The sequence below is a fragment of the Pseudorhodoplanes sp. genome, assembly GCA_032027085.1.
GTDB lineage: Bacteria > Pseudomonadota > Alphaproteobacteria > Rhizobiales > Xanthobacteraceae > Pseudorhodoplanes.
Genome location: JAVSMS010000001.1, coordinates 4,905,797 through 4,929,192, shown reverse-complemented (window position 1 = coordinate 4,929,192; position 23,396 = coordinate 4,905,797). Strand labels below are relative to the sequence as shown.

The window sequence follows — 23,396 nt, the reverse complement described above, 5'->3', positions numbered from 1 at the left end:
GATGTCCTTTTCTCTTGCAGTCGATATCGGCGGAACCTTCACGGACATTGTCCTGCGGGGTGATGACGGCGTTCTCACCGTCGACAAGACCCTGACCACGCATGACGATCTGCTCGTTGGGTTTTTCCGCGGCGTCGAGTCGGTGCTGTCGAAAGCCCGCGCCAAGCCGCAATCGATCGACGGCGTGGTCGTGCACGCCACGACGGTCGTCACCAACGCGCTGATTGAACGCAAGGGCCTGCCGACCGCCTTGGTGGTTACCGAAGGATTCCGCGATGTGCTCGTCATCCGCAACGAGCACCGCTACGAGATGTACGATCCGCAGATCGAATTTCCCGATCCGCTGGTGCCGCGGGACATGACGTTCGGCGTCGCGGAACGGACACTGTCGGACGGCACCATTCTGTGCAAGCCGGACATGGCCGACATCAAGGCCCTGGCGAGAGAACTCGCCGACAAAGGCGCCCGTGCCGTCGCCATTTGTTTCCTGAACAGCTTCGCCAATCCCGAAAACGAACTGGTCGTGGCGCGCGAACTCGGCAAGCTGCTGCCGGACGTCTTCATCTGCACATCGTCCGACGTCGCACCGCAGATCCGGGAATACCCGCGCGCGTCGACCGCGACCGTCAACGCTTATACGATGCCGATTTCTCAGCCGTATCTGCGCCGGCTGTGCGAGCGTCTGAAGAGTGACGGCTATGCCAATTCGCCGCTGATCATGCTGAGTTCGGGCGGCATTGTCGGCGCCGACACGGCGGGCCGCAATCCCGTGCGCATGATCGAAAGCGGCCCGGCGGCCGGTGCGCTGGCTGCGTGCCATTACGCCGAGGTGCTCGGCATCGACCGCCTGATGTCCTTCGACATGGGCGGCACGACGGCCAAAGCCTGTCTCATCGAGGACCGGCAACCTCTGGTCACCGGGCTGTTCGAAGTCGATCGCCGCTATCGCTTCAAGGAGGGCAGTGGCCTGCCGGTGACGGTGCCCTCGATCGACATGATCGAGATCGGTGCCGGCGGCGGCAGCATTGCGCATGTGGATTCTCTCGGCCTGCTGAAGGTCGGCCCGGAAAGCGCAGGGTCTGATCCAGGACCGGCCTGCTATGGCCGTGGCGGACAAAATCCGACAGTCACCGATGCCGATCTGGTTCTCGGGTTGCTCGATGCCGACAATTTCCTTGGCGGCGACATGAAGCTCGATGCGGCAGCGGCGTGCGCCGTGGTGGGCCGCCTGGCGGGCGAACTCGGTCTGACCGGGGTGCAGACGGCGCGCGGGATTTTTCGCGTGGTGACAGAAGCCATGGCCTCCGCCGCGCGCACGCATGCCACCGATCGCGGCGTCGACTATCGCGGGCTTCCGCTTTTCGCCTTCGGCGGAGCCGGCCCAATCCATGCCTGCGGGGTGGCCACGCTCCTGCAGAGCAGCACCGTGATCATTCCGCCGCAATCAAGCGTGCTGTCGGCCTTCGGAACTTTGGTGACGCCGGTGCGGCTCGATCTGGTGCACAGCGATCTGGTCAAGCTGATGGACCTTGACTGGGAGCGCGCGGGCAGAACGCTGAACCAGATGATCGCGGAGGCGAAGGCGGCTTTGCGCGAAGCCGGATGCGCGCCGGAAGATGTCACGCTGGTTTTCGGTGCGGACCTCCGCTATTTCGGCCAGCAGAACGAGCTGACGGTGACATTCTCCGCCGATCCGCGGTCGCAGCGTTCGACGCAGGACATTTCGGCCGAGTTTGAAAGCGAGTACCGCAAGCTCTACGGCGTCAACCCCTCGCATGTTCCGATCGAACTTGTATCCTGGCGGCTGACGGCGCGCGGCCCGAAGGTGCCGTTTCATGCCGCCGCGAGATTGCCGGCCACGCCAGGTCGGCCGAACCGCACGCGGCACGTTGACGCCTGGGACCTTAATGCCGATGTGCCGGTCTTTGCGCGAAAAGACCTGGCCGTGGGCCAGTCGATCGTGGGCCCTGCAATTATTGAAGAGCGCGAAACCACAACCGCGTTGCCTCCGGGCTGGGTCGCGGAGATCGACGTCGTCGGCTGTATCGTTGCGCGCAAGCAGGTGGTGTCGTGAGAAACGCGATGGACGGCGTCGAGCTTGAAATTCTCTGGTCCAATCTGATCGGGATTGTAACCGAGCGCGCCAAGGCTCTGCAGCGCATCGCGTTCAGCCCGATCGTGCGCGAAGCCGGAGATCTTGCCTGCGCATTGTTCGACCGCCGCGGCCGCATGGTTGCGCAGGCCAATACCGGAACGCCCGGCCACATCAATTCACTCGCCTTTGCCGGCGCGCATCTTGCGCGCATCTTCAACAACCGAATCGAGCCGGGCGATGTCCTGATCACCAACGATCCCTGGCTCTCCGCCGGCCATTTCTTCGACATCACCGTGCTGACGCCGATCTATGACGGCGACAAGCTGCTCGCCTATATCGGCTCGACAATTCATCATACCGATATCGGCGGTTACGGCATCGGCGCGGGTGCGCGCGACGTGCACGAGGAGGGTCTCTACATTCCGCCGCTCAAGCTTTACGAGCGCGGCATTCCGAATGAGGTTCTGCACGCCATCATACGTGCCAATGTGCGAACACCCGATGCCGTGTTCGGCGATCTTGCCGCGCAAGTATCGAGCGGGCAGGCGGCGAGCGAGCGGCTGATCGCAATGTGCCGCCGGCACGATCTGCCGGATATTGAGGGGCTGTCGGACGAGGTCATCAATCGTTCGGAAGAAGCAACGCGCAATGAAATCCGCAAGCTCAAGCCAGGAACCTATCTCGGCGAAAGCAGGTTTGACGTCCCCGGCGGCCAGATCATCACTTTGAAGACGGCCGTCACGGTCGATGCCAAGGCGGCCGAGATCACTGTCGATTTCACTGGATCTTCGCCGCAGACCACGACCGGCATCAATGTCGTGCTCAACTACACGCACGCCTATTCCACCTTCGCCGTGCGCTCGTGTCTCAATCCCGATCTGCCGAACAACACCGGCAGCCTTGCGCCGATCAAGGTCGTTGCCCCGGAAGGCTCGATCGTCAATTGCAAATACCCCGCACCAGTCAATGCACGCCATGTGGTCGGCATGTATGTGCCGATGCCGATCCTCAAGGCGCTCTATCAGGTGATGCCGGACAAGGTTCTTGCCGAAGGTTCGGGCGCGGTCTGGACCATCCAGATCCAGGGCCGCCGCGAGGACGGCGAGCCCTTCACATCCTCGATGTTCAATTATTCGGGCGGCATGGGTGCGCGGGCGACCAAGCCCGGCCCGAGCGCCACCTGCTATCCGACCGGCGTCGCCGCCGTGCCGGTCGAAATTCTTGAAGCCACCATGCCCATCGTGTTCGACCGCAAGGAATTGCGCATTGGCTCGGGTGGCGCCGGCCGCATGCGCGGTGGCGACGGCCAATCGATCCAGTTTCACATGCGCACCCGAGATCAATGGCTGCTGAATGCAGTGCCGAGCAGGCTCGATGCGGGGCCTGATGGCATCGGCGGGGGTGGCACCGGCGACGCCGGGAAATTTCTGGTGAACGGAAAATCCGTGAGCGAGGCTCGCAAGCTCACCATGGAACCCGGAGATGTGGTGTTGCTCGAAACGCCGGGCGGCGGCGGCTACGGCCCGCCGGCTTGAGTTGACGATGAAGGGAGGAAGATCATGAGAATAAAAACGCTGTTCAGTGCATTGGGCGTGGGATGCGCGTTGCTCGCACTCGCAACGCCGTCCAATGCCCAGGATGTCTACAAGATTGGAATTTCCGCCGGCCTCACCGGCTATGCCGCGACCGTCGACCGAGCCTGGCGCGATGGCGTGGAAATCGCCGCCGAAGCGATCAACGCCAAGGGCGGCATCATGGGCCGGAAAATCCAGGTCATCACCGAGGACAATCGCTCCGAGCCGCAGGAAGCCGTGACGGTCTATCGGAAGATGATTTCCGACAAGGCCGAGGTGTTCACCAGCGGCTGCGTCTCGGCCGGCAATTTCGCGGCCGCCGGGCTCGTCGTGCGCGCGCAAATTCCGATGGTGCTTTGCTCGATTCTGCCGCAGCAGCCCGATCATGTGAAATGGGCGTTCACCACCATTCCGCCGCCCCGCTTCGAGGTGGAGACCCGTCTTGCCTATCTGAAAGACAAGACGCAGATCAAGAAAATCGGCGTGCTGCACGATCCGACTCCTTATGCCAATCTGCAAAAGCAGGCGGCTGAAAAAAGCGCGGCAAGTTACGGCCTCGAGATTGTCGGCATCGAGCAATACAAGCAGGACGACGCCGATTTGAGCGTGCAGATCAGCAAGATGCATGCGGCCGGCGCCCGTGCCATCCTGAAGATCGGCCTCGGCGGCACGACGCTGACCGCAGCGAAGAACATCAAGCAGCTTGGTCTGGACATGCTGCTGCTCACCAGTCTCGAGGACATCGCAGTGTTCCGGCCGGTGGCGGAGGTGCTGGGAGACAAGTTCTTCTTTGTTGCCTCGCCCTCGCAGGTCTATGACGCGCTGCCGGAGGGTCCGCTGAAAGCCGAGATTGGCAAGTTCCTCACGCCCTGGCGCGCCAAGCACAAGGATCGCGATCCGAACTGGGCCGGGCGCGGCTGGGACGCCGTCATGATCACCAAGGCGGCGATCGAGAAGGCGAAATCCTTCGACGGACCGAAAGTTCGTGACGCCATTGAAACATTGAGCAACTTCCAGGGCACGACCGGCCTCTACAAGTTCGCGCCTGACAATCACCAGGGCATCACGGAAAATCCGCTGCTCTTGGCCACCATCATCGACGGCAAGGTCAGGCTGGCCAAGTGACCGCGTCGCCGGCGAGAGACAGGATACTGGAAACGGACGGGATCTCGGCGCGCTACGGGCGCGTCGAGGCTCTGCACCGGACGGATATCCAGGTCGGCGCCGGTGAACTCGTCGCCGTGCTGGGGCCGAACGGCGCCGGCAAATCAACCCTGATGCGCGCGATCATGGGATTGGTCGACAATTCCGGCGCCGTGCGCTTCCAGGGCGAAGCATTGCCGCGCCGCGACCCGGTCGCCGTGGCGGGCAGGGGTGTCGTGCTCGTTCCGGAAGGCCGCGGCATTTTCGGTCCCATGACCGTTGGCGAAAACCTTGAACTCGGCGCCTACCGTCTCAACAGCAAGTCCGAATTCGAGCGCCGCCTGGAACGGGTGCTCGGTCTGTTTCCTCGCCTGAAGGAGCGCCTGTCGCAGACTTCCGGCTCTTTGTCAGGCGGCGAACAGCAGATGCTTGCGGTGGGCCGTGCTCTCATGGCCGAACCGAAAATTCTGCTTCTCGACGAGCCGTCGCTCGGCCTCGCGCCCCGCGTGACGTCGGAAATTCTCGAGACGCTCGGCGAACTCAATCGACAGGGACTGCCGGTGATCCTGGTCGAGCAGAAGGCGCCGCTCGCGCTCAAACTCGCGCATCGCGCCTATCTGTTCGCGGTCGGCCGTGTCGTTGCCGAAATCGATCCACGCCAGATCAAGTCCCATGACGACCTCGCGCAATATTACTTCGCTTGAACCGGCACGCATCGCGGCGCTGGCGCCGTGGCTGCTTGGTGCGGCATTGATCGCCTATGCCTGGTTTTCCGGCGGCTACCTCGTCACCGTCATGTCCTTTGCGTTGATCTATGCGATCTTCGTGGCCGGCTTGAATGTGTTTATGGGCTTCGCCGGGCAGGTTTCGTTCGGGCAGAACGCTTTCGCCGCGATCAGCGGCTACACATCGGCTGTGCTGACGACCACCTATGGCATGGAGCCGCTTGTCGGCATGGCGATCGGCATTTCCGGCGCGCTCGCCTTCGCTCTGCTCATCGGCTACCCGACCCTGCGCCTCAAGGGCCATTACCTTGCGATGGCGACGCTTGCGGTCGGCCTCATTGTCTATGAAGTCGCGGTGCATTGGCAGTCAGTGACCCAGGGCTATATGGGCATTTCCGGCATCCCGCCGCTCGGCATTGGCCGCTACGAAGTGACCTCCGAGAAGAGTCAGCTGCTGCTGCTGGTCATTGTCGCCTGCATCATGCTTTTCATCGCATGGCGGATCCGCAACTCGCGGCTCGGGCGAGCCTTTGTCGCGGTCGCCGGCAGCGAAGATGCCGCCCGCGCGCTCGGCATCGACGTCGCCCATTACAAGCTCGTGTCATTCCTGATTTCGGCAGGCTATGCCGCGCTCGCCGGCTCGCTCTTCGTGCATGTCGTCGGTTTCGTGAGTCCGGAAGTCTACGGCATGCACATGGTCGTGCTTGCCTTCACCATGCTCTATGTCGGCGGTATCGGGACCATCGTCGGGCCGCTGATCGGCGCCATCGTGATCAGCCTGCTTCCGGAAATGTTCCGGCAGTTCAAGGACTATCAGGACCTGATCTATGGTGCGGTTCTGATCTTGCTGCTGATTTATGCGCCCAAGGGCATCGCGTCGCTGTCGTCGCTCCTGATGCGCGACCGGAAAAGCGCGTTGCCGTCATGACCCTCAAGCTCGACAACCTGACGAAACGGTTTGGCGGACTCACCGCGGTCGATTCCGTGAGCTGCGACATACCGGACCGTGGCGTGACGGCGATCATCGGGCCGAACGGCGCCGGCAAGACCACGCTCTTCAACATGATTTCGGGTTTCCATGTGCCGACCGCCGGCCGCGTGACCTTCGGCGGTCGCGACATCACCGGCGCAAAGCCGGAAGACGTGGCGGCGCTCGGCCTCGTGCGCACCTTCCAGCTTGTTCAGCTTTTTCCTGATCTTCCCGCGATCGAGAATGTGAAGGTCGGCCGGCATTTGCGGACCAGCGGCGGCATTCTGTCGGCCGTTTTCCGCCCGCGCTGGGCACGCCAGCAGGAGGCTGCGCTTGACGAGACGGCGCGGACGTTGCTCGACCGCGTCGGACTGTCCGGCCAGGCGGACCAGCAGGCGTCGGTTCTTCCTTACGGGCAGCAGCGTCTCCTGGAGATCGCGCGCGGTCTTGCCGCCGATCCGAAACTGTTGTTGCTCGATGAACCGGCGGCGGGTCTGAATTCGGAGGAATCCGCGAGGCTCTCTGCGCTGATCCGGGCGATTGCCGGCGGCGGCACCAAGGTTGTCCTGATCGAGCACGACATGAATCTCGTGATGAATACGGCGGATTTCATCATCGTTCTGGATTTCGGAAAGAAGATTGCCGAAGGCTCACCGGCCGAAATCCGGACAAACCCCGCGGTTCTGACGGCTTATCTCGGCGAGGCCGGCCATGGGTGATTTCGGCTATATTGCGCAGATTCTCATCAGCGGCATCAGTGTCGGCTGCATCTACGGCCTGATCGCCGTTGGTTTCTGTGTTATCTACAACGCCAGCGGCATCGTGAATTTCGCACAAGGCGCTTTCGTGATGCTGGGCGGCATTGTCACGCATACACTGATGCAGAAGGGCATGCCGATGCCGGCGGCGGCATTGGCCTCGGTCGCATTCGGCGCGGCGCTCGGCGTTGCGATCGAACGGGTCGTCGTGCGACCGCTCTGGGATCGTCACGCGACGATGTTCGTCATGATCCTGGCGACGCTGGCGGCGCAAATCGTGATCGAGCGCGCAACGCTCATCGGTGTCGGCGACCAGCCGAAGGCGCTGCCGGTCTTCACCGATCTGCCGCCACTGCGAATCGCGGGCATTGCGATCAGCTATCAGATCCTCTGGATCGTCGGCGCCTCGCTGCTGATCGTCGCTTTGCTCGGGCTGTTCTTCAAAAGCACGAAGGTCGGCAAGGCCATGCGCGCCTGTGCCATTAATCATGAAGCGGCGGCGCTTCAGGGGATCCCCGTAAACCGCATGCTGGCGCTGGCCTTCGCGCTCAGCGCCGGTCTCGGCGCCATTGCCGGCATCCTGATCACCCCGACGCAATATACTGCGTTCAACGTGGGCGTGCCCTTCGCAATCAGCGGATTCATCGCCGCCATTATCGGCGGGTTCGGCCGGCCGCTCGGCGCGTTCCTCGGCGGCATCATGCTTGGCCTTGCGCAATCGCTGGCGATTGTCACCTTCGGCGCGGGACTGAAGAATGTCGCTGCGCTGTCGATCCTGCTGCTGTTTCTGTTCATTCGTCCGTCCGGGCTGTTTGGCTCGGCGAAATGAGGTAACAACCGGGTCTGAAAGTGAAGGAGGATGCAATGGATGTGCGGCAAATCGATTGGAGCTCGATTCCCTGGACGCCGGTACGCGAGGGCGTTGATCGCAAGGCATTCTCAGGTGCCAGCGCGACTGTGGCGTTGCATCGCCTGATGCCGGGACACAAGCCGCAGCCGCACAGCCACGTGCACGAGCAGATCGCCTACATTATCTCCGGCACCATGCGCTTTCATGTCGGCGACAAGTCCTACCTGCTCGGACCGGGCGGCGTCCTTTTCATTCCCTCCAATGTGGAGCATTGGGGCGAAGTCGTCGGCGATGAGCCGGTTCTGAATCTCGACGTCTTCACACCGCAGCGGCCGGAATACGCGGCCTAGCGAAGGTTGGCTGCGTCACCCTGCTCAAACAGGGCGCGCAGGCCTTCCCGGTAGCTTGGATAAAGCAGACTGACCCCGAGCTCATCCTTCATGCGCGTGTTCCGTACACGCTTGCTCTCAGCATAAAAGCTGAGCGCCATCGGGGATAGCGTCGGCTTGATATCATCAAAGGCGACTTCCGCCGGCAACACCGCGCCGAGCAAGTCGGCGGCATAGGCGATGGGATCCTGTGCCGGTGCCGGCTCGTCGTCGCAGATATTGAAAATGCCGTTCGCGCGCCGGATATACGCCGCCTTGATCGCCTGCGCGATATCGTGCACATGGATGCGGTTGAAAACCTGGCCCGGCTTCACGATACGCCTGGCTTCCCCGCGCGCGACATTGATGAGCGCGTTACGCCCCGGCCCGTAAATGCCCGGCAGCCGAAAGATTGCGACGGGGATGCCGGTGGCGCGACCGAAATCCTGCCACTGCAATTCCGCCTTGAGCCGCTCCCGGCTGCGCGCAGACTTCGGATTGGGCATGGTCGTCTCGTCGACCCAGGCGCCGGCGTGATCGCCATAAACGCCGATGGTGGAGAGATAGATGATCGATCGCAGCGCGCTCGTCTGACGCAAGCGGTCGGAATAATCGCGCAGTGCAATATCGCCATGCGCATCCGGCGGGATCGAGACGATCAGCAGCGCGGCATCTGACAACGATTTCGCCGCCCGCATATCGTCAAAGGCAAAAGCGTCGACCGCACGGCCGGCAATTCCGTTCTTGGCGATTTGCTCGGCTTTGTCCGCATTGCGCACCGTGCCCGCAATGCGGCTGAACTGTGCGCCATGGCGCTCGATATAGGCTGCGGCCGTGTAGCTTAGGCCGAAGCAAAACAATCCGCTCATGAGGTCTTCTGCGGCGGCTGCCAGTCAGGCGCGATGAGGCGGCGCTTGCCGTCCGGCGTCAAACGTGCGCCCGGCGCATCGAGCGCTTCCTTGTCCCAAAGCTGGCAGGTCACGGTCTTGTGCTTTTGATCAAGGCCTTCGCAGTAATTGCTGTATTCGCAGGTCCGCACCTGGTCGCCCAGTCCCAGCTTGATCTTGCGAAACCAGTCCGGGTCGGCGAGCGACTGTCTTGCGGCTCCGACGATGTCGCAGACACCTTCCGCAAGCAGCCTTTCCGCCATTTCGAAATTGTGAATGCCGCCGGCGCAAACCACCGGCGTGTCATGGCCGGTGTCGCGGATCGCCTTGCGGATGGCGGCGGTTGCGACGACGTTGCGGCCGAAAGGCCCGTGCTCGTCGGAAATGAATTGCGGCATGCATTCATAGCCGCTCGGTCCCGTATAGGGATAGGCGGCGGCGCCCACGCTCGGCTGCTTGGCATCGTCGAATTTGCCGCCGCGCGACGTGGAGATGAAATCCATCCCGGCTTTCGCGAAGGCGACGCCGAAGGGCACCGTGTCGTCGATCTCGTTGCCGCCCTCGATGCATTCTTCCGCCAGATAGCGGCATCCCACCGCAAAATCCTTGCCGACGCGCTCGCGAACGGCCGCGAACACTTCCAGCGGCAGCTGCAGCCGGTTTTCGCGTGAGCCGCCATAGCCGTCCTCTCGCGTATTGGTGCGGGAAAGGAATGAGGCCATCGTATAGGCATGTGCGTAATGCAGCTCGACACCGTCAAATCCGGCGTCGCGGGCACGCATGGCGGCGTCCGCAAACAGGCCGGGCAGCACCTTGGGCAGATTGCGAATGTGCTCAAGATGCATGTCGGTGACGCGCTCACGATAACCGAACTGCAGGGCCTCGTATTCCGGTGCCGTCAGCGTCTGCAGGAGCTGTTCGTCGTTCAACGCCGCCAGCGCGGCGCGGACATCCGCTTCACTCATGCCGGGATCGTCGAACGCCTGGCGATGCCGGTCGGTGATCTCCAGAAACCGCGCAAAGAACTTGGCGCGGTCCGGCCGCCGCCGGATGGCGAGAAAATCGATGAGCTGGATGAAAAGCCTTGTTTCGCCGCCGCTCGCCTCGCGGATGGCCTGGGTGAGCGTGCGCAAGCCGTCGACATAGCGGTCATGGCCGATCCGCAGCAGCGGCCCGCTCGGGATGTCGCGAATGCCGGTGGCTTCCACGACGATCGCCCCAGGCCGGCCGCGCGCAAAGCGGGCGTACCACTCGATCACGTCCGGCGTGACAAAACCATCCTCGGTCGCGCGCCAGGGCACCATGGCCGGAATCCAGGTCCGCTGCTCGAGCGTCACGGGGCCGACTTGCACCGGTGAAAACAGGCGCGACGCTTCGGCTTCCTGCCGCGACGGAATGCGGCCGGGCTTTGCCTCGAAGCGGATACGTTGCGGGGGGCGCCACATGATGCGTCTGGTCTAGGAGCCGGCAGGGACGCCGTCAATCTCCGAGCCATGCACGTGACGATGGCCAACGGTTTCTGCTGCGCGGTCATTGACCGGCCCCCGGCGCGGCCGATACACAGCGAACACACCATGCTTGATCCGTCCGTTTACGCCGATAGCTTCGCACGCGATCATCTCCCGCCCTTTGAACTGTGGCCCTTGCTTCGCCATGGGGAAGAGCAGGCGATGGACTATCCGAAGCGGTTCAATGCGGCGGGCGAATTGCTCGATACCGCCATTGCCCGCGGGTGGGGCACGCGGCCTGCCATTCGCAGCAGCGACGGCATTGTCAGCTATGCGGAACTGCTCGAGCGCACCAACCGTATCGCCGCGGTGCTGGTCCACGATGTGGGCCTCGTGCCGGGAAACCGCGTGCTGCTGCGCTCGGCCAACAATCCGATGCTGGCGGCGGCATGGCTAGGCGTGCTGAAGGCGGGCGGAATTGTTGTCTCCACCATGCCGCTGCTGCGCTCGCGGGAACTGGCCTACATTCTGGAAAAGGCAGCCGTACAATTTGCGATTTGCGATGCGCGGCTGGCCGGCGAATGGCAAGGCGCCGTCGAGGCCGCGCCGCAGGTACGCACGCTGTATTTCAACGGCGAGGCACCCGACAGCCTCGAAACGCGCATGACGGCGCAGAGCGGCATTTTTGAGAACGTCATTGTCTCGCACGACGATGTCGGACTGATCGCCTTCACCTCGGGCACTACCGGATCCGCGAAGGCGACCATGCATTTCCATCGAGACATTCTCGCGGTCGCCGATTGCTTTCCGCGCTTCTTGCGCATTCAGGAAGACGATGTCTTTGCCGGCAGCGCACCCTTCGCATTCACCTTCGGGCTCGGCGCCATGCTCTTGTTTCCGCTGCGCTTCGGCGCGTCCGGCGTGTTGCTGGAGCAGCCGACGCCGGAGGCCTTGCTGGGCGCGATCGAGCGGCATCGTGTCACTCGGCTGTTCACCGTACCGACGCTCTATCGCGCGATGACCGCGCAGAGGGCGAATTACGACCTGACAAGTCTCAGAACCTGCATTTCTTCCGGCGAGCATCTGCCGCCCTCGGTGTTCGACGCATGGAAAAAGGCAACCGGTCTCACCTTGCGCAACAGCATCGGTTCAACCGAGATGCTGCATGCTTTCCTGGCCATGCCTGAGGGAGAGACGAGGCCGGGCGCGGTCGGAAAGCCGTTGCCGGGCTACGAGGCCATGGTGGTCGACGATGAGATGAAGCCGCTGCCGCCCAACACTGTCGGGCGCCTCGCTGTGCGTGGCCCGACCGGCTGCCGCTATCTCGATGACGTCGAGCGCCAGCAGATTTATGTCCGCCAGGGCTGGAATCTCACCGGCGACGCCTTCCTCGTCGATGACGAGGGTTATTTCCGCTATCACGCGCGTTCCGACGACATGATCGTCAGCGCCGGCTACAATATTTCCGGCGCCGAGATCGAAGAGGTTCTCCTCGGTCATCCGGATGTCAGGGAATGCGCCGTTGTCGGCCTACCGGATGCGGAACGCGGGCAGATCGTGGCCGCCTTTGTCGTGTTGAGCGATGGCAAGGCCGGTGATGAGGCAATGACCAAGAGCCTGCAGGATTACGTCAAGTCTTCGATCGCGCCCTACAAATATCCGCGCGCCATCCGCTATCTGGCCGCTTTACCGAAAACGGATTCCGGCAAGATCCAGCGGCACGTGTTGCGCCAGCAGGGAGCCTAGCGCGATCGCGCTTTTGATGAGGTCTCCGGTCGAGGGCTCGACCACGCCGCTTCCCTGCAACGCGTTCGCAACCAGCCACGCGAACAGCAGCAGTCCCAGGAACATCAGGAAGAACAGCGCGAACAGCACCATGGAAATGCGTTTGGCGATTTCCGAAATATTGGCGAATCCCATCGCGCCCGCGACCAGCGAGAGAATGAGGAACAGCACCGCCCATTTGAACATGAATGTGCCCCGTCGAACGTCAGCCCATTCCAACCGCCGGACCGGCGATCAGTTCCCGGCCGGACGCGCGATGTCGGATAGCGCAAAGCCCGCAATCCTCTTGTAATTCTCGGACAGCGCGCGCAATTCGTCCTGCGTGATATATTTGTCGAGGTCGTCGAACGGTTGGTCTCCGACCAGCTCTTCCACCTTGATGTTGATGAAATCCGGCGGGAATTCCCGGTTGGTGCGGACGATTTTCGCGGTCGGCGCGAGGCGCGCCTCCTCGTAGGCCTTCAGCGCGTCGCGCACGTCGTCGTGCGCCGTCAGGCAATCGGCCAGCGTGCGGGCGTCGATGGCGGCCTGCGCCGCGCCGTTCGAGCCGCGCGGATACATGGGGTGCGCGGCATCTCCGGCAAAGGTGACGCGGCCGAATGTCCAGCGCGCGACCGGATCCTTGTCCACCATCGGATATTCGAGGATCTGGTCGGCATTGCGGATCAACTCCGCCACGTCCAGCCAGTCGAAGCGCCAATCCTTGTAGATATGGAAGAAGTCGTCGAGATCGCCCGGCTTGTTCCAGTCGTTCTTGGCGAGATTGTCCGTCTTGATTTCGGCCATCCAGTTGATGAGCTGGTTGCCGCTGGCGTCGACATTGTCGATGATCGGATAGATCACGATCTTGCCCGTGAGAATCGAACCGATCCGCATATAGCTGCGGCCGGTCAGGATCGGTGGTCTTCGCGTCACGCCGCGCCACGTATTGATGCCGGCAAAAGCCACCTCTTCGTCGGAATAGAAGGACTTGCGGATGGTGGAATTGACGCCGTCGCAGGCAATGGCCGCGGCCGCGCGCATGCTCCCGAGATAGCGGCCGGATGAGGTCTCGCGCAAGGCGAGGCTGACGCCGGTCTCATCCTGTTCGAGGCCGACGCAATCCCGGTCGGTGATGATGCGCTCGGCGCCGAGCTCGCGCAGCGCCTGCTGATAGAGGATCAGGTGCAGGCGGCCGCGATGGATGCCGACCTCCGGATATTGATAGCCGGCGAACTTGCCGCGCGGCTCCCGGTAGATGAGCTGGCCGAAGCGGTTGAAGAAGCAGCTCTCCGCATTCTCGATGCCCACCTTGAACAGCTCGTCGGCGATGCCGAGCGCGGTGAATTCGCGCATCGCATGCGGCAGGAGGGTGATGCCGACGCCGAGCTCCTTCACCTCCGGCGCGCGTTCATAGACCCTGCAGCCAATGCCGAGCCGGTGCAGGTTGAGCGCCAGCGCCAATCCGCAAATGCCGCCGCCGATGATCGCAATGTCCTGCGTCTTTGATGTCATGCTTCCAGCCCGCAATAGCGCGACAGCGACAATCCGAGTTCGAGCAGGCTCTCGTCGCCGCCCGGCCAGCCGATCAGCGACAGTCCCGCCGGACATCCTGCCACAGTCCCGACCGCGATCGATAGCTGCGGCAATCCGGCAAGCCCGGCAAGACAGGTCAGCCGCATGATGCGGGTGCGCACGGAATCAAGTTCCGCCGGCGAGGCGTCCAGCCGCGGTGCAATGCTCGGCGCCGTGGGTAGCGCGAGCAGGGTGCCCGGCTGTGCAATCTCTCTCAGGTGGGCGCGTGCCGTCGCATAGACGTCGCGTGCACGGCCGAGTTCGTCGGCGCCGATCTGCGAGGCCGCCTGCATGCGCTCGCGAATGCCCGATCCGAGCTGCGGCCGGCGGGCGGTGACAAAGTCGCCATACACCTGCCAGATCTCGTGCGCCTGAATGATGCGGAACGCCTCGCGCCACGCGTCGAAGCCCTCGGGCGCAATACGTCTGTGTTGCGGGCCCGGCAGTGCCGGCGTCATCGCGGCGAGTGCCGCACGGAGCAGGGCGGCAACATCGCTATCGGCTTCGGCAAAGGCGTCGTCGAGGACCAGCAAGCGCTCCACCGCGGCCGGCTGTGCGTTGCCATCAAGCAAAACCGTACCGACATTGCGGAGAACGCCCGGTCCATTCGCAAACCAGCCGATCGCATCAAACGAGGCCGCCATCGCCATTGCACCCGTTGCGTCGACGCGGCCGTGCGTCGTACGGATGCCATAAACGCCGCAGAAGGCGGCGGGGATGCGCACTGAACCGCCGGTGTCGCTGCCGAGCGCGAAATCGCAGGTGCCCGCCGCAACCGCGGATGCCGAACCGCTCGAGGATCCTCCCGGAATACGTCCGGGGGCGCGCGGATTGACCGGCGTACCGTAATGCTCGTTGACGCCGGCGACGCTGTAGAAAAACTCATCGCAGATCGTCTTGCCGATCACCGTCGCGCCGGCATCGAGCAGCTTCTGCACGGCACTGGCGTTGCGTGCGGCGGGACGCTGCGCAGCCAGCCAGTCAGGATTGCCGCCTCCGGTCCGCTCGCCGGCGATGTCGTACATGTCCTTGATCGCGACGGTCAGCCCGGCAAGCAAGCCGCTGTCGGATCCGGCAATCGGCCGCGCCAGATCATGCGGCACGAAGGGCGAGCGGCGGTCCGCCTTGCTGACGGCCGTGCTCACGTCTGCTGCGCCAGATACCAGTCAAGGATCTGCGCGCCGTTCCACGACACGACGCCCGGCTTGGCGAGCAATTCGCGGAAGGTGCGCTCGACATGGGCGATGCGGTGCGGCACGCCCGACAGATAGGGATGGCAGGCGATCGCCATGATCTTCGGCCGTTCGGCCGCCTCTTCATACAGGCAGTTGAACTGGTCCATGGCGCGCACATACATCATGTCGGAGGTGTGGTTCTGCAGCGCCATCAGCACGATGTCGTGGATCTCGAAATTGTAGGGCAGGGCCACGACCGGCTTGTGCGCGGTCTTCAGCGTCACCGGCTCATCGTCCAGCACCCAGTCGCCGATATATTCGACGCCCGCTTCGCTGAGATAATCGAGCGTATCGAAGGTCTGCGTCAGGCCCGGACCGAACCAGCCGCGCGGCCGCTTGCCCCAGAACTTCTCGATCGTGTCCATCGATTTCATGATGCTCGCACGCTGATCCTCGAGCTTGTGCATCGGGACCTGCTCATAGCCATGCGCGTTCAGCTCCCAGCCGGCGTCGACGCAGGCCTGCACCACCTGCGGATAGGTCTCGCAGACCTTGGCATTGAGCGTGACCGTCGGCGTGGCGCCCACGCGCTCCAGCATCTTCTTCATGCGCCAGAAGCCGACGCGCATGCCGTATTCATGCCAGCTCCAGTTCGGATGGTCGGGCAGCATCGGCTGACCCTGCGGCGGCGAGATCACCATGCGCGCCATCGGCCGCGACATGTCCCATTCCTCCAGCGCCAGCACCGGCCAGATTACCATGCGCACGCCGTCGGGAAATTTCAGCGGCGCGCGTCCTTCGATCGCCGAATAGGACATGCGCTCGCGCGGGTGCATGGGCATTGAAACCTCCAGTGTTCTTGTTGTGCCAGTGCTCTTGTCGTGAATGTGAGATTGTCAGCGGACGGCGGCCGTCTTGGCCGCGTCGCGGTACCATTCATAGATGTCTTGGCCGCTCATGAATGTCACACCCGGCCGCTTCAGGAAACGATAGAGCCGCTCCAGATGCACAAAACGGTGCGACTGGCCCGAAATGTAGGCGTGAATCGGGATCGCCATGATCTTCGCGCGCTTCTCGCCTTCCTTGTAGAGCTGCTCGAACTGGTCGACGCCGCGCTCGTAAAAATGTTTTCCCTCGTGGTGCTGCAGCGCCATGATGGTGATGTCGTTCATGTCGAAGGTGTAGGGCACGGTCACCAGCGGACCATGCACCGTCTTGATGGTCGATGGCTCATCATCATGCACAAAGTCGCCGGTGTATTTGATGCCGGCCGCAGCGACGTGATCCATCGTCTCCAGCGTCTGGCTCATGCCGGGCGCAAGCCACCCCACGGGCCGCTTCCCGGTGATGCCTTCGATCACATCTAGCGTGCGCTTGATCGCGGCCGGCTGGTCCTCGACCTTGTGCATCGGCATCTGCTCGTAGCCGTGCGGCAGGAATTCCCAGCCCGCCTCCTTGATGGCGCGGGCGATGCGCGGATAGTCCTCCAGCATCTTGCCGTTGACGGCAGCCGAGCACTGCACGCCGAGTTCGCGGAACAGATCGAAGAAGCGCCACACGCCGACCCGCATGCCGTATTCGTGCCAGCCCCAGTTCGGCACGTCGGGCAGAAGCGGCTGCCCCATCGGCGGGGTGAGCACCTGCCGCGGCATGGCGCGGGAAATGTCCCAGGTTTCCAGATTGACGATGGTCCAGACCGCCACCCGCGCGTCGCCGGGCAGCTTCAGCGGCGGGCGGTCGACAATGGCGGAATATTCGGCGCGCTCGCGCGGCAGCATGGGGGAGGACATGGAATGACTCGTGAATGCGGAAGCCGGCTGACTTTCGCAGGTTTGCGTGTCGCGGTTCAAGCGTCGTCGCGTCACCCTGGCCATGCGCGCCGCGCCAGGGTTCATTTGGACATTATGAAATAACGCGCACCGGCTTGCCGTCCAGCCAGGCCCGTATCGCCTCGACCGTCTGACCGTAGAAGAGGCGGTAATTGTCGCGCGTGACATAGCCGAGATGCGGCGTCAGCAGCACATTCGGCAGGCTGCGCAGCGGGTGTCCTTTTGGCAGCGGCTCGGTGTCATAAACGTCGAGCCCGGCGCCGGCGATGGTCTTGTTGGTGAGCGCGTCGATCATCGCATTCTCGTCGACGATCGGCCCGCGCGAGGTGTTGATCAGATAGGCGGACTTTTTCATCAGCCCGAATTCTCTGGCCGCGATCAGGCCCTTGCTGCGCGGGCTCAGCACCATATGGATGGTGACAAAGTCGGACTGCTTCAGCAGTTCTTCCTTGGTTGCATATTCGACGCCGAGCTCGGCGCATTTTTCAGGAGTGAGGTTCTGGCTCCACGCGACCACTTTCATGTCCAGCGCCTTGGCGACCTTGGCCACCCGGCTGCCAAGCCTGCCGAGCCCGAGCACGCCCAGCGTCTTGCCGTGGAGGTCGCCGCCGACGGTCACCTGCCAGGCCTCTCCCGCTTTCATGCGCGCGCTTTCGAAGCTGATCCTGCGCGCCAGGCTGACCAATAGACCGATGGTCAGTTCCGCGGTGGGATAGCCGAGGCTCTCGGTTCCGCAGACCAGAACGCCTCTCTCCTTGGCCGCCGCGACGTCGATCGAAGCGTTCTTCAGCCCGGTTGTGACCAGAAGTTTCAGATCGGGCAGCTTTTCAAGCAAGGCGCGTGGAAAGGGCGTGCGCTCGCGCATGGCACAGACGATCTGAAAGCCCTGCAGCGCCTGCGCCACGGCGTTGAGATCGCCCAATCCCTTGTTGAAAACCGTGACCTCGACGTCGCCCTTCAATTTCGACCAGTCGGCAAAGGACATGGCGACATTCTGGTAGTCGTCGAGGACGGCACAGCGATAAAGCATTTTGGATTTCCGTTATGGAATTTCGAAACGTGCCAGAATAGCGGCCAGGGGACATTCGGCAACGCTTGCGTAGCGGAAAGGCAAAACTAAATTTTGCCTTTGATGGAACGTTCGGCCGTTGTTTTCCGTTCTCTGCACGCTGGTTGCGGGGCGGGAGTCCAAAGCTTGTCGCATGTAAAATGAAAATCGCCCAGATTGCTCCCCTGATTGAAAGCGTACCGCCGCGGCTTTATGGCGGCAGTGAACGAATTGTCTCCTACCTGACCGAGGAACTGGTCCGGCTAGGTCATGACGTGACGCTGTTTGCGAGCGGTGACTCGGTGACGTCCGCACGGCTCGTCCCTTGCGTCCCGACGGCGCTGCGGCTGGATGCCAAGGTTCAGGATTCCATCCCCTACTACATGTTAATGCTGGACAGGGCTCGCGCCTGCGCCGGCGAATTCGACATCCTGCATTTTCATATCGATTTTTTTCCATTTCCCATTTTTCGTCCGATCGCATCGCGCACGGTAACGACCCTGCACGGGCGGCTGGACCTGCCGGATCTGCCGCCGTTTTATCTCGGATTTGACGATTTTCCGCTGGTCTCGATTTCCGCCGCGCAGCGCAAGCACCTACCCCACGCCAATTATGTGCGCACCATCCATCATGGATTACCTCTCGACTTGCACAAGCCGAATTACGGCCGACGCGGCGGCTATCTTGCATTCCTTGGGCGAATCTCGCCTGAAAAAGGCGCCGACCGCGCGATCAGGATTGCGCAGCGCAGCGGTCTTCCGCTGAAGATCGCGGCCAAGGTCGACTATGTGGACAAGGTCTATTTCCGCGAAGTTGTGGAGCCGCTTCTGTCGGAGCCGGGCGTCGAGTTCATCGGCGAAATCAACGAACGCCAGAAGACACAATTCCTCGGCGAGGCCGAAGCTCTGCTCTTTCCCATCGACTGGCCCGAACCGTTCGGTCTGGTGATGATCGAAGCGATGGCCTGCGGCACGCCGGTCCTCGCCTTCCGCCGCGGCTCCGTACCCGAAATCCTTGATGACGGCATTAGCGGCGTGATTGTCGACAGCATCGACGAAGCGGTCACCGCCTTGCCGCGGGTGCTCGCGCTCGACCATCGTGTGGTCCGTAGCAGATTTGAACAACGCTTCAGCGTCAACCGGATGGCGCAGGAATACATAAATCTGTATCGTTCGATGGTCAGGAAGAGCCCGGCCTTCGTGCCGGAACAGGACGAGATTTTGGTGGCCGATCAGCTCGACCGGAACGCGGAGCTGGACGTTGATTGATAAAGCAACGGCTTTTGTGACCAAAGCTGTTGAGTCGTCGCCGGAAGCAGATTTTTATATTCCCCTTGTCGGACCAGCGACAAGGCCGCGGCGGACTCTCAAGCACAACGACACTTTTGCCGTGGTGGATAGCCATGGCGATATCGGCGCCAGCGCCGGCGGGTCTGACGGCATTTTCCACGCCGACACCCGTTACCTGTCGCGATTTGAGCTGCTGCTCAACGGCATGCAGATGCTGCTGCTGGGCTCGAATATCGACGACGACAATTCATTGCTGACCATCGATCTGACCAACCCGGATATCTTTTCCGGCGAGACGCTGGTGTTGCCAAAGGACAAGCTGCATGTCGTGCGCACCATATTTTTGTGGCGCGATACCTTCTATCAGCGTCTCGGCATCCGCAATCACGACGACAAGCCGCTGAGCGTGCGGTTGTCGATGGCCTTTGGCAATGATTTTGCCGACGTTTTCGAGGTGCGCGGGGTCCGCCGTGAGCGCCGCGGACGCTCGTTCACGGAGCTCAGAGAAAACAAGCAGGTGATCTTCAGATATGTCGGCCTTGATGGACGCGAGCGGGTCAGCACCCTGAGCTTTGATCCTGTGCCCACCGAATTGTCATCCGGCGTCGCATCCTTGGATGTCTCGCTCGAAAGCAATCAGCATTGCTCGCTCTTTCTGGCGGTGACGTGCGATCGTATCGGCGGCTCGCCGCCAATGGTGTTCTTTCGCAGCATGATTTCTGCCGCCCGCGAGCAGAAACGCAACTGCGAAAGCATCGCATGCGTCAAGACGTCGAATGACGTCTTCAATCAGGTCCTTCAGCGTTCGGTGGCCGATCTGAACATGCTGATGACGACGACGCCGCATGGCCGCTATCCCTATGCCGGCATTCCCTGGTATTCGACGACGTTCGGGCGCGACGGCCTGCTGACCGCATTGCAGATGCTCTGGTGCGATCCGGAAATAGCCCGCGGCGTATTGCTGCGGCTGGCCGCCTATCAGGCCCGCGAGCGGGATCCGCTGAACGACGCGGAACCGGGAAAAATTCTACACGAAATGCGCGCCGGCGAGATGGCCGCTCTGCGCGAGGTGCCCTTCGCACAATACTACGGCAGCGTCGATTCAACGCCGCTGTTTGTGCTGCTGGCGGGAGCTTACGCGGAGCGCACGGGCGACGACGAGACGCTGCGCCAGTTGTGGCCGAATATTGAAACGGCGCTGCAGTGGATCGACAAATGGGGCGACCGCGACGGCGACGGCTTCGTTGAATATGAACGCCAGACCGAAAAAGGGCTTGCCAATCAGGGCTGGAAGGATTCGCATGACGCCGTGTTTCACGCCAACGGCGATCTTGCCGAAGGGCCGATCGCGCTGTCCGAGGTGCAAGGTTACGTTTTCGCCGCCAAGCAACTGGCCGCGCGGGCGGCACGCCGCCTCGGCCATGCCGAATTTGCCGATACGCTCGATGCGCAGGCGGCGGTTCTGGCACGACGTTTCGACGAGGCATTCTGGTGCGAGGAAATCGGCACCTATGCGCTGGCTCTGGACGGAGACAAGCGGCAATGCCGCGTGCGCACCTCCAATGCCGGCCAGGTGCTGCTCTCCGGCATTGCGCCGAAAGAACGGGCGGAGGCCGTCGCCGCCTCTCTCATGTTGCGTCCGTCCTTCACCGGCTGGGGCATTCGCACCGTCACACGCGGAGAACGTCGCTACAATCCGATGTCCTATCACAACGGCTCGGTCTGGCCGCACGACAACGCGCTGATCGCGCTCGGCTTTGCGCGGTATGGATTGCGCGACCCGATCAGGCGCATCTTCAAGGGACTGTTTGAGGCGGCGACCTATTTCGATCTCAACCGTCTGCCTGAATTGTTTTGCGGCTTCCGCCGCGGCCGCGGACACGGGCCGACGCTTTATCCTGTGGCTTGCGCGCCGCAGGCTTGGGCGGCGGCCGCTCCCTTCGCGCTGCTTCAGGCCTCGCTTGGCCTGTGGTTCGTCCCGTCGGGAAATGAAATCCTGCTGCACAATCCGCATCTGCCTGACTTCCTCGACGAGGTAACGATACGAAATCTGCGGCTGGGCAATTCGCGCATCGATTTTGCCGTTCGCCAGCACGCGAGCGACCTGTCCGTTCACGTCCTGCGCAACGACGGCAACATGCGGGTGTCGATCACATCCGTCTGACTGCCGGCTGCCTTTCCGCAAATTTTTCGCGCGCCCGCTTGAACCTTTCCGTTGGCTGAAACAACAAAGTCGGGAGCCGATCCGTCGGTGGAAGGTCTGAGCCTTGGTCCGGGCGCGGCGGGATGCTAGCCTGAGCTCGCAGGCGCGAACAGGCTGCGAGGAGGGTGGATGCGTCTGGCGATGGTCCTTGGCCTGATTGTGGCGGCGCTGACATTGTCGGCCACCGATCTGCGCGCTGAAAGGCGCGTGGCGCTCGTCATTGGCAACGGCGTCTATCAGAACGCCGTCCAGCTCTCCAATCCGATCAATGATGCCAAGGCGATGGCCGACCTCTTTCGCAAGGCCGGCTTCGACATCGTCGACGAACGCGAAAATCTCGGCAGCCTGGAGATCAAGCGCGCGATCCGCGAATTCACCGCGCAGACGCGCAATGCCGATATCGCGGTGGTCTATTTTGCCGGCCACGGCATCGAGGTCTCCGGGACCAATTACCTCGTTCCGGTCGACGCCAAGCTCGCCAATGATTTCGATGCCGAGGACGAGGCGCTGGCGCTCGACCGCGTGGTGCGCGCGCTCGAGCCCGCAAAACGGCTGCGCCTCATTATTTTGGATGCCTGCCGCGACAATCCTTTCTTGCGCACCATGCAGCGCACGATCGCGACCCGCGCGGTAGTCGGCGGCCTCGCCAAGGTCGAGCCCGCCTCCAGCGACACGCTGATTGCGTTCGCGGCGAAAGCGGGCTCGACGGCTGCCGACGGCGACGGTGTCCATTCCCCGTTCACGGCCGCGCTTCTGAAGAATCTTGCCGTGCCGGGCCTCGACGTGCGTCTAGCCTTCGGCCGCGTACGCGATGATGTGCTGCAAAGCACCGGCAGCCGCCAGGAGCCCTTCGTCTATGGCTCGCTCGGCGGTTCGACCGTGGCGCTGGTGCAGGAACCGAAGCGCGCTGCGCCGCCCGCGGCCAGCGCCAACGACATCCGGCGCGATTACGAACTCGCCGAACGTGTCGGTACTGCGGAAGCCTGGGACTCGTTTCTCGCCGTCTACAAGAGCGGCTTCTATGCCGATCTTGCCCGTGCCGCCCGTGCCAAGCTTGCCGCGACCTCTCCAGGAGCGTCCGCCGCGGGCGCGGCGGAGCCGCGCACCGCCATCGCCGCCTTGCCGGCACCGGATAATGCCGCGGCGCCCTCAACGCCCGCGCCTGACCCGGTCACGCTGACCCGGAGCCTGCAAGCCGAATTGAAACGCGTCGGCTGCGATCCCGGCGCCGAAGACGGCAAATGGTCGGCCAAATCACGCCAGGCGCTCGGCCTCTTCAACAAGCATGCCGGGGCCAGATTCGACACCAGGGTCGCGAGCCTTGCCGCACTCGAGGCGGTGCGTGCCAAGGAGACGCGCGTGTGCCCGCTCGTTTGCGGTGCCGGCACGCGGCGCGAGGGCGAAACCTGCGTCGCCATTCCCACGCCCGGCAAGACCAAACCGCAGGCCGCTCGTCCGCCGCAGCCCGATCGCGCGCTGCGCGACCGTCCGCCGGCGCGCGACATTCGCCGCAGTGAGGAGCGTCGCACCGGTGCACCCCGCAGCAGCGGTGCCGCCGCCTGCGAAACGCCGATCACCGTCGGAGGCCGCCAATGCTGCACCCACGACACCGGCGGCGCCCCGCGCATCATCTGCCAGTAACGTTGCAGTGCAGAGGTCAGTCGGGCCACTTGCCGGGGCGCCTGCCTTCCGCTA

Annotated in this window: 20 protein-coding genes; 12 read left to right on the top strand and 8 right to left on the bottom strand. The window is 62.9% G+C overall.

The features are described 5' to 3' along the window. Position 1: 1 nt before the first annotated feature. Genes RO009_24205 through RO009_24170 form a run of 8 tightly spaced genes read left to right on the top strand, consistent with a single transcriptional unit; the run spans position 2 to position 8,465 of the window. On the top strand, positions 2 to 2,074 hold the full coding sequence (locus RO009_24205) for a hydantoinase/oxoprolinase family protein (protein MDT3688135.1): 2,073 nt from the start codon (positions 2 to 4) through the stop codon (positions 2,072 to 2,074). Then, positions 2,071 to 3,630 carry a hydantoinase B/oxoprolinase family protein gene (locus RO009_24200; protein MDT3688134.1) on the top strand — a complete coding sequence of 520 codons (1,560 nt, stop codon included), beginning with the start codon at positions 2,071 to 2,073 and terminating at the stop codon, positions 3,628 to 3,630. The genes RO009_24205 and RO009_24200 overlap by 4 nt, the downstream gene beginning before the upstream one ends. A 24-nt stretch (positions 3,631 to 3,654) precedes the next feature. Continuing rightward, entirely contained in the window at positions 3,655 to 4,794 is a 1,140-nt protein-coding gene (locus RO009_24195; protein MDT3688133.1) for an ABC transporter substrate-binding protein, read from the top strand. Further along, complete coding sequence (locus RO009_24190) at positions 4,791 to 5,516, top strand: ABC transporter ATP-binding protein (protein MDT3688132.1); 726 nt, start codon at positions 4,791 to 4,793, stop codon at positions 5,514 to 5,516. Before RO009_24195 ends, RO009_24190 begins: the two co-directional genes overlap by 4 nt. Then, entirely contained in the window at positions 5,485 to 6,465 is a 981-nt protein-coding gene (locus RO009_24185) for a branched-chain amino acid ABC transporter permease (protein ID MDT3688131.1), read from the top strand. The genes RO009_24190 and RO009_24185 overlap by 32 nt, the downstream gene beginning before the upstream one ends. Further along, a complete protein-coding gene (locus tag RO009_24180) occupies positions 6,462 to 7,226 on the top strand; it encodes an ABC transporter ATP-binding protein (GenBank protein ID MDT3688130.1) in 765 nt (254 codons plus the stop codon). Before RO009_24185 ends, RO009_24180 begins: the two co-directional genes overlap by 4 nt. Beyond that, positions 7,219 to 8,094, top strand: coding sequence for a branched-chain amino acid ABC transporter permease (locus RO009_24175; protein MDT3688129.1), 876 nt, complete (start codon positions 7,219 to 7,221; stop codon positions 8,092 to 8,094). The genes RO009_24180 and RO009_24175 overlap by 8 nt, the downstream gene beginning before the upstream one ends. A 35-nt stretch (positions 8,095 to 8,129) precedes the next feature. Then, on the top strand, positions 8,130 to 8,465 hold the full coding sequence (locus RO009_24170; protein MDT3688128.1) for a cupin domain-containing protein: 336 nt from the start codon (positions 8,130 to 8,132) through the stop codon (positions 8,463 to 8,465). On the opposite strand, the gene RO009_24165 is transcribed toward RO009_24170, so the two are convergent. Together RO009_24165 and RO009_24160 are read right to left on the bottom strand one after the other, a co-directional pair. Further along, on the bottom strand, positions 8,462 to 9,352 hold the full coding sequence (locus tag RO009_24165; GenBank protein ID MDT3688127.1) for an SDR family oxidoreductase: 891 nt from the start codon (positions 9,350 to 9,352) through the stop codon (positions 8,462 to 8,464). The two genes, RO009_24170 and RO009_24165, sit on opposite strands and share 4 nt — an antisense overlap. Beyond that, a complete protein-coding gene (locus tag RO009_24160) occupies positions 9,349 to 10,815 on the bottom strand; it encodes an NADH:flavin oxidoreductase (protein ID MDT3688126.1) in 1,467 nt (488 codons plus the stop codon). Before RO009_24160 ends, RO009_24165 begins: the two co-directional genes overlap by 4 nt. 225 nt (positions 10,816 to 11,040) lie before the next feature. Here RO009_24160 and RO009_24155 point away from each other — a divergent pair, with 225 nt between their 5' ends. Continuing rightward, positions 11,041 to 12,564, top strand: a complete 1,524-nt coding sequence (locus RO009_24155; protein ID MDT3688125.1) for an AMP-binding protein — start codon at positions 11,041 to 11,043, stop codon at positions 12,562 to 12,564. On the opposite strand, the gene RO009_24150 is transcribed toward RO009_24155, so the two are convergent. From RO009_24150 to RO009_24125, 6 genes are all read right to left on the bottom strand, one after another. Next, positions 12,505 to 12,789, bottom strand: a complete 285-nt coding sequence (locus tag RO009_24150; protein MDT3688124.1) for a DUF1328 family protein — start codon at positions 12,787 to 12,789, stop codon at positions 12,505 to 12,507. The genes RO009_24155 and RO009_24150 overlap by 60 nt on opposite strands. A gap of 48 nt (positions 12,790 to 12,837) precedes the next feature. Continuing rightward, positions 12,838 to 14,097: a flavin-dependent oxidoreductase gene (locus RO009_24145; GenBank protein ID MDT3688123.1), complete on the bottom strand. Its 1,260-nt coding sequence runs from the start codon at positions 14,095 to 14,097 to the stop codon at positions 12,838 to 12,840. Continuing rightward, complete coding sequence (locus RO009_24140; protein MDT3688122.1) at positions 14,094 to 15,302, bottom strand: amidase; 1,209 nt, start codon at positions 15,300 to 15,302, stop codon at positions 14,094 to 14,096. The genes RO009_24145 and RO009_24140 overlap by 4 nt, the downstream gene beginning before the upstream one ends. Then, positions 15,299 to 16,174: a polysaccharide deacetylase family protein gene (locus RO009_24135; protein MDT3688121.1), complete on the bottom strand. Its 876-nt coding sequence runs from the start codon at positions 16,172 to 16,174 to the stop codon at positions 15,299 to 15,301. Before RO009_24135 ends, RO009_24140 begins: the two co-directional genes overlap by 4 nt. A 54-nt stretch (positions 16,175 to 16,228) precedes the next feature. Next, positions 16,229 to 17,122: a polysaccharide deacetylase family protein gene (locus RO009_24130; GenBank protein ID MDT3688120.1), complete on the bottom strand. Its 894-nt coding sequence runs from the start codon at positions 17,120 to 17,122 to the stop codon at positions 16,229 to 16,231. A gap of 112 nt (positions 17,123 to 17,234) precedes the next feature. Then, positions 17,235 to 18,191 carry a D-2-hydroxyacid dehydrogenase family protein gene (locus RO009_24125; GenBank protein MDT3688119.1) on the bottom strand — a complete coding sequence of 319 codons (957 nt, stop codon included), beginning with the start codon at positions 18,189 to 18,191 and terminating at the stop codon, positions 17,235 to 17,237. A 179-nt stretch (positions 18,192 to 18,370) separates the two neighbouring features. Between RO009_24125 and RO009_24120 the strand changes: the two genes are divergently transcribed. The 3 genes from RO009_24120 to RO009_24110 all read left to right on the top strand — a co-directional run bounded on the left by RO009_24120 (position 18,371) and on the right by RO009_24110 (position 23,342). Beyond that, positions 18,371 to 19,477 (top strand): glycosyltransferase family 4 protein, encoded by a 1,107-nt coding sequence (locus RO009_24120; GenBank protein MDT3688118.1) that lies wholly within the window; start codon positions 18,371 to 18,373, stop codon positions 19,475 to 19,477. A 16-nt stretch (positions 19,478 to 19,493) separates the two neighbouring features. Then, the gene (locus RO009_24115; GenBank protein MDT3688117.1) at positions 19,494 to 21,662 is read left to right on the top strand and encodes an amylo-alpha-1,6-glucosidase; all 2,169 of its coding nucleotides are present in this window, start codon (positions 19,494 to 19,496) and stop codon (positions 21,660 to 21,662) included. Between the two features lie 168 nt (positions 21,663 to 21,830). Then, the gene (locus RO009_24110) at positions 21,831 to 23,342 is read left to right on the top strand and encodes a caspase family protein (protein MDT3688116.1); all 1,512 of its coding nucleotides are present in this window, start codon (positions 21,831 to 21,833) and stop codon (positions 23,340 to 23,342) included. The last annotated feature ends 54 nt before the right edge of the window (positions 23,343 to 23,396 follow it).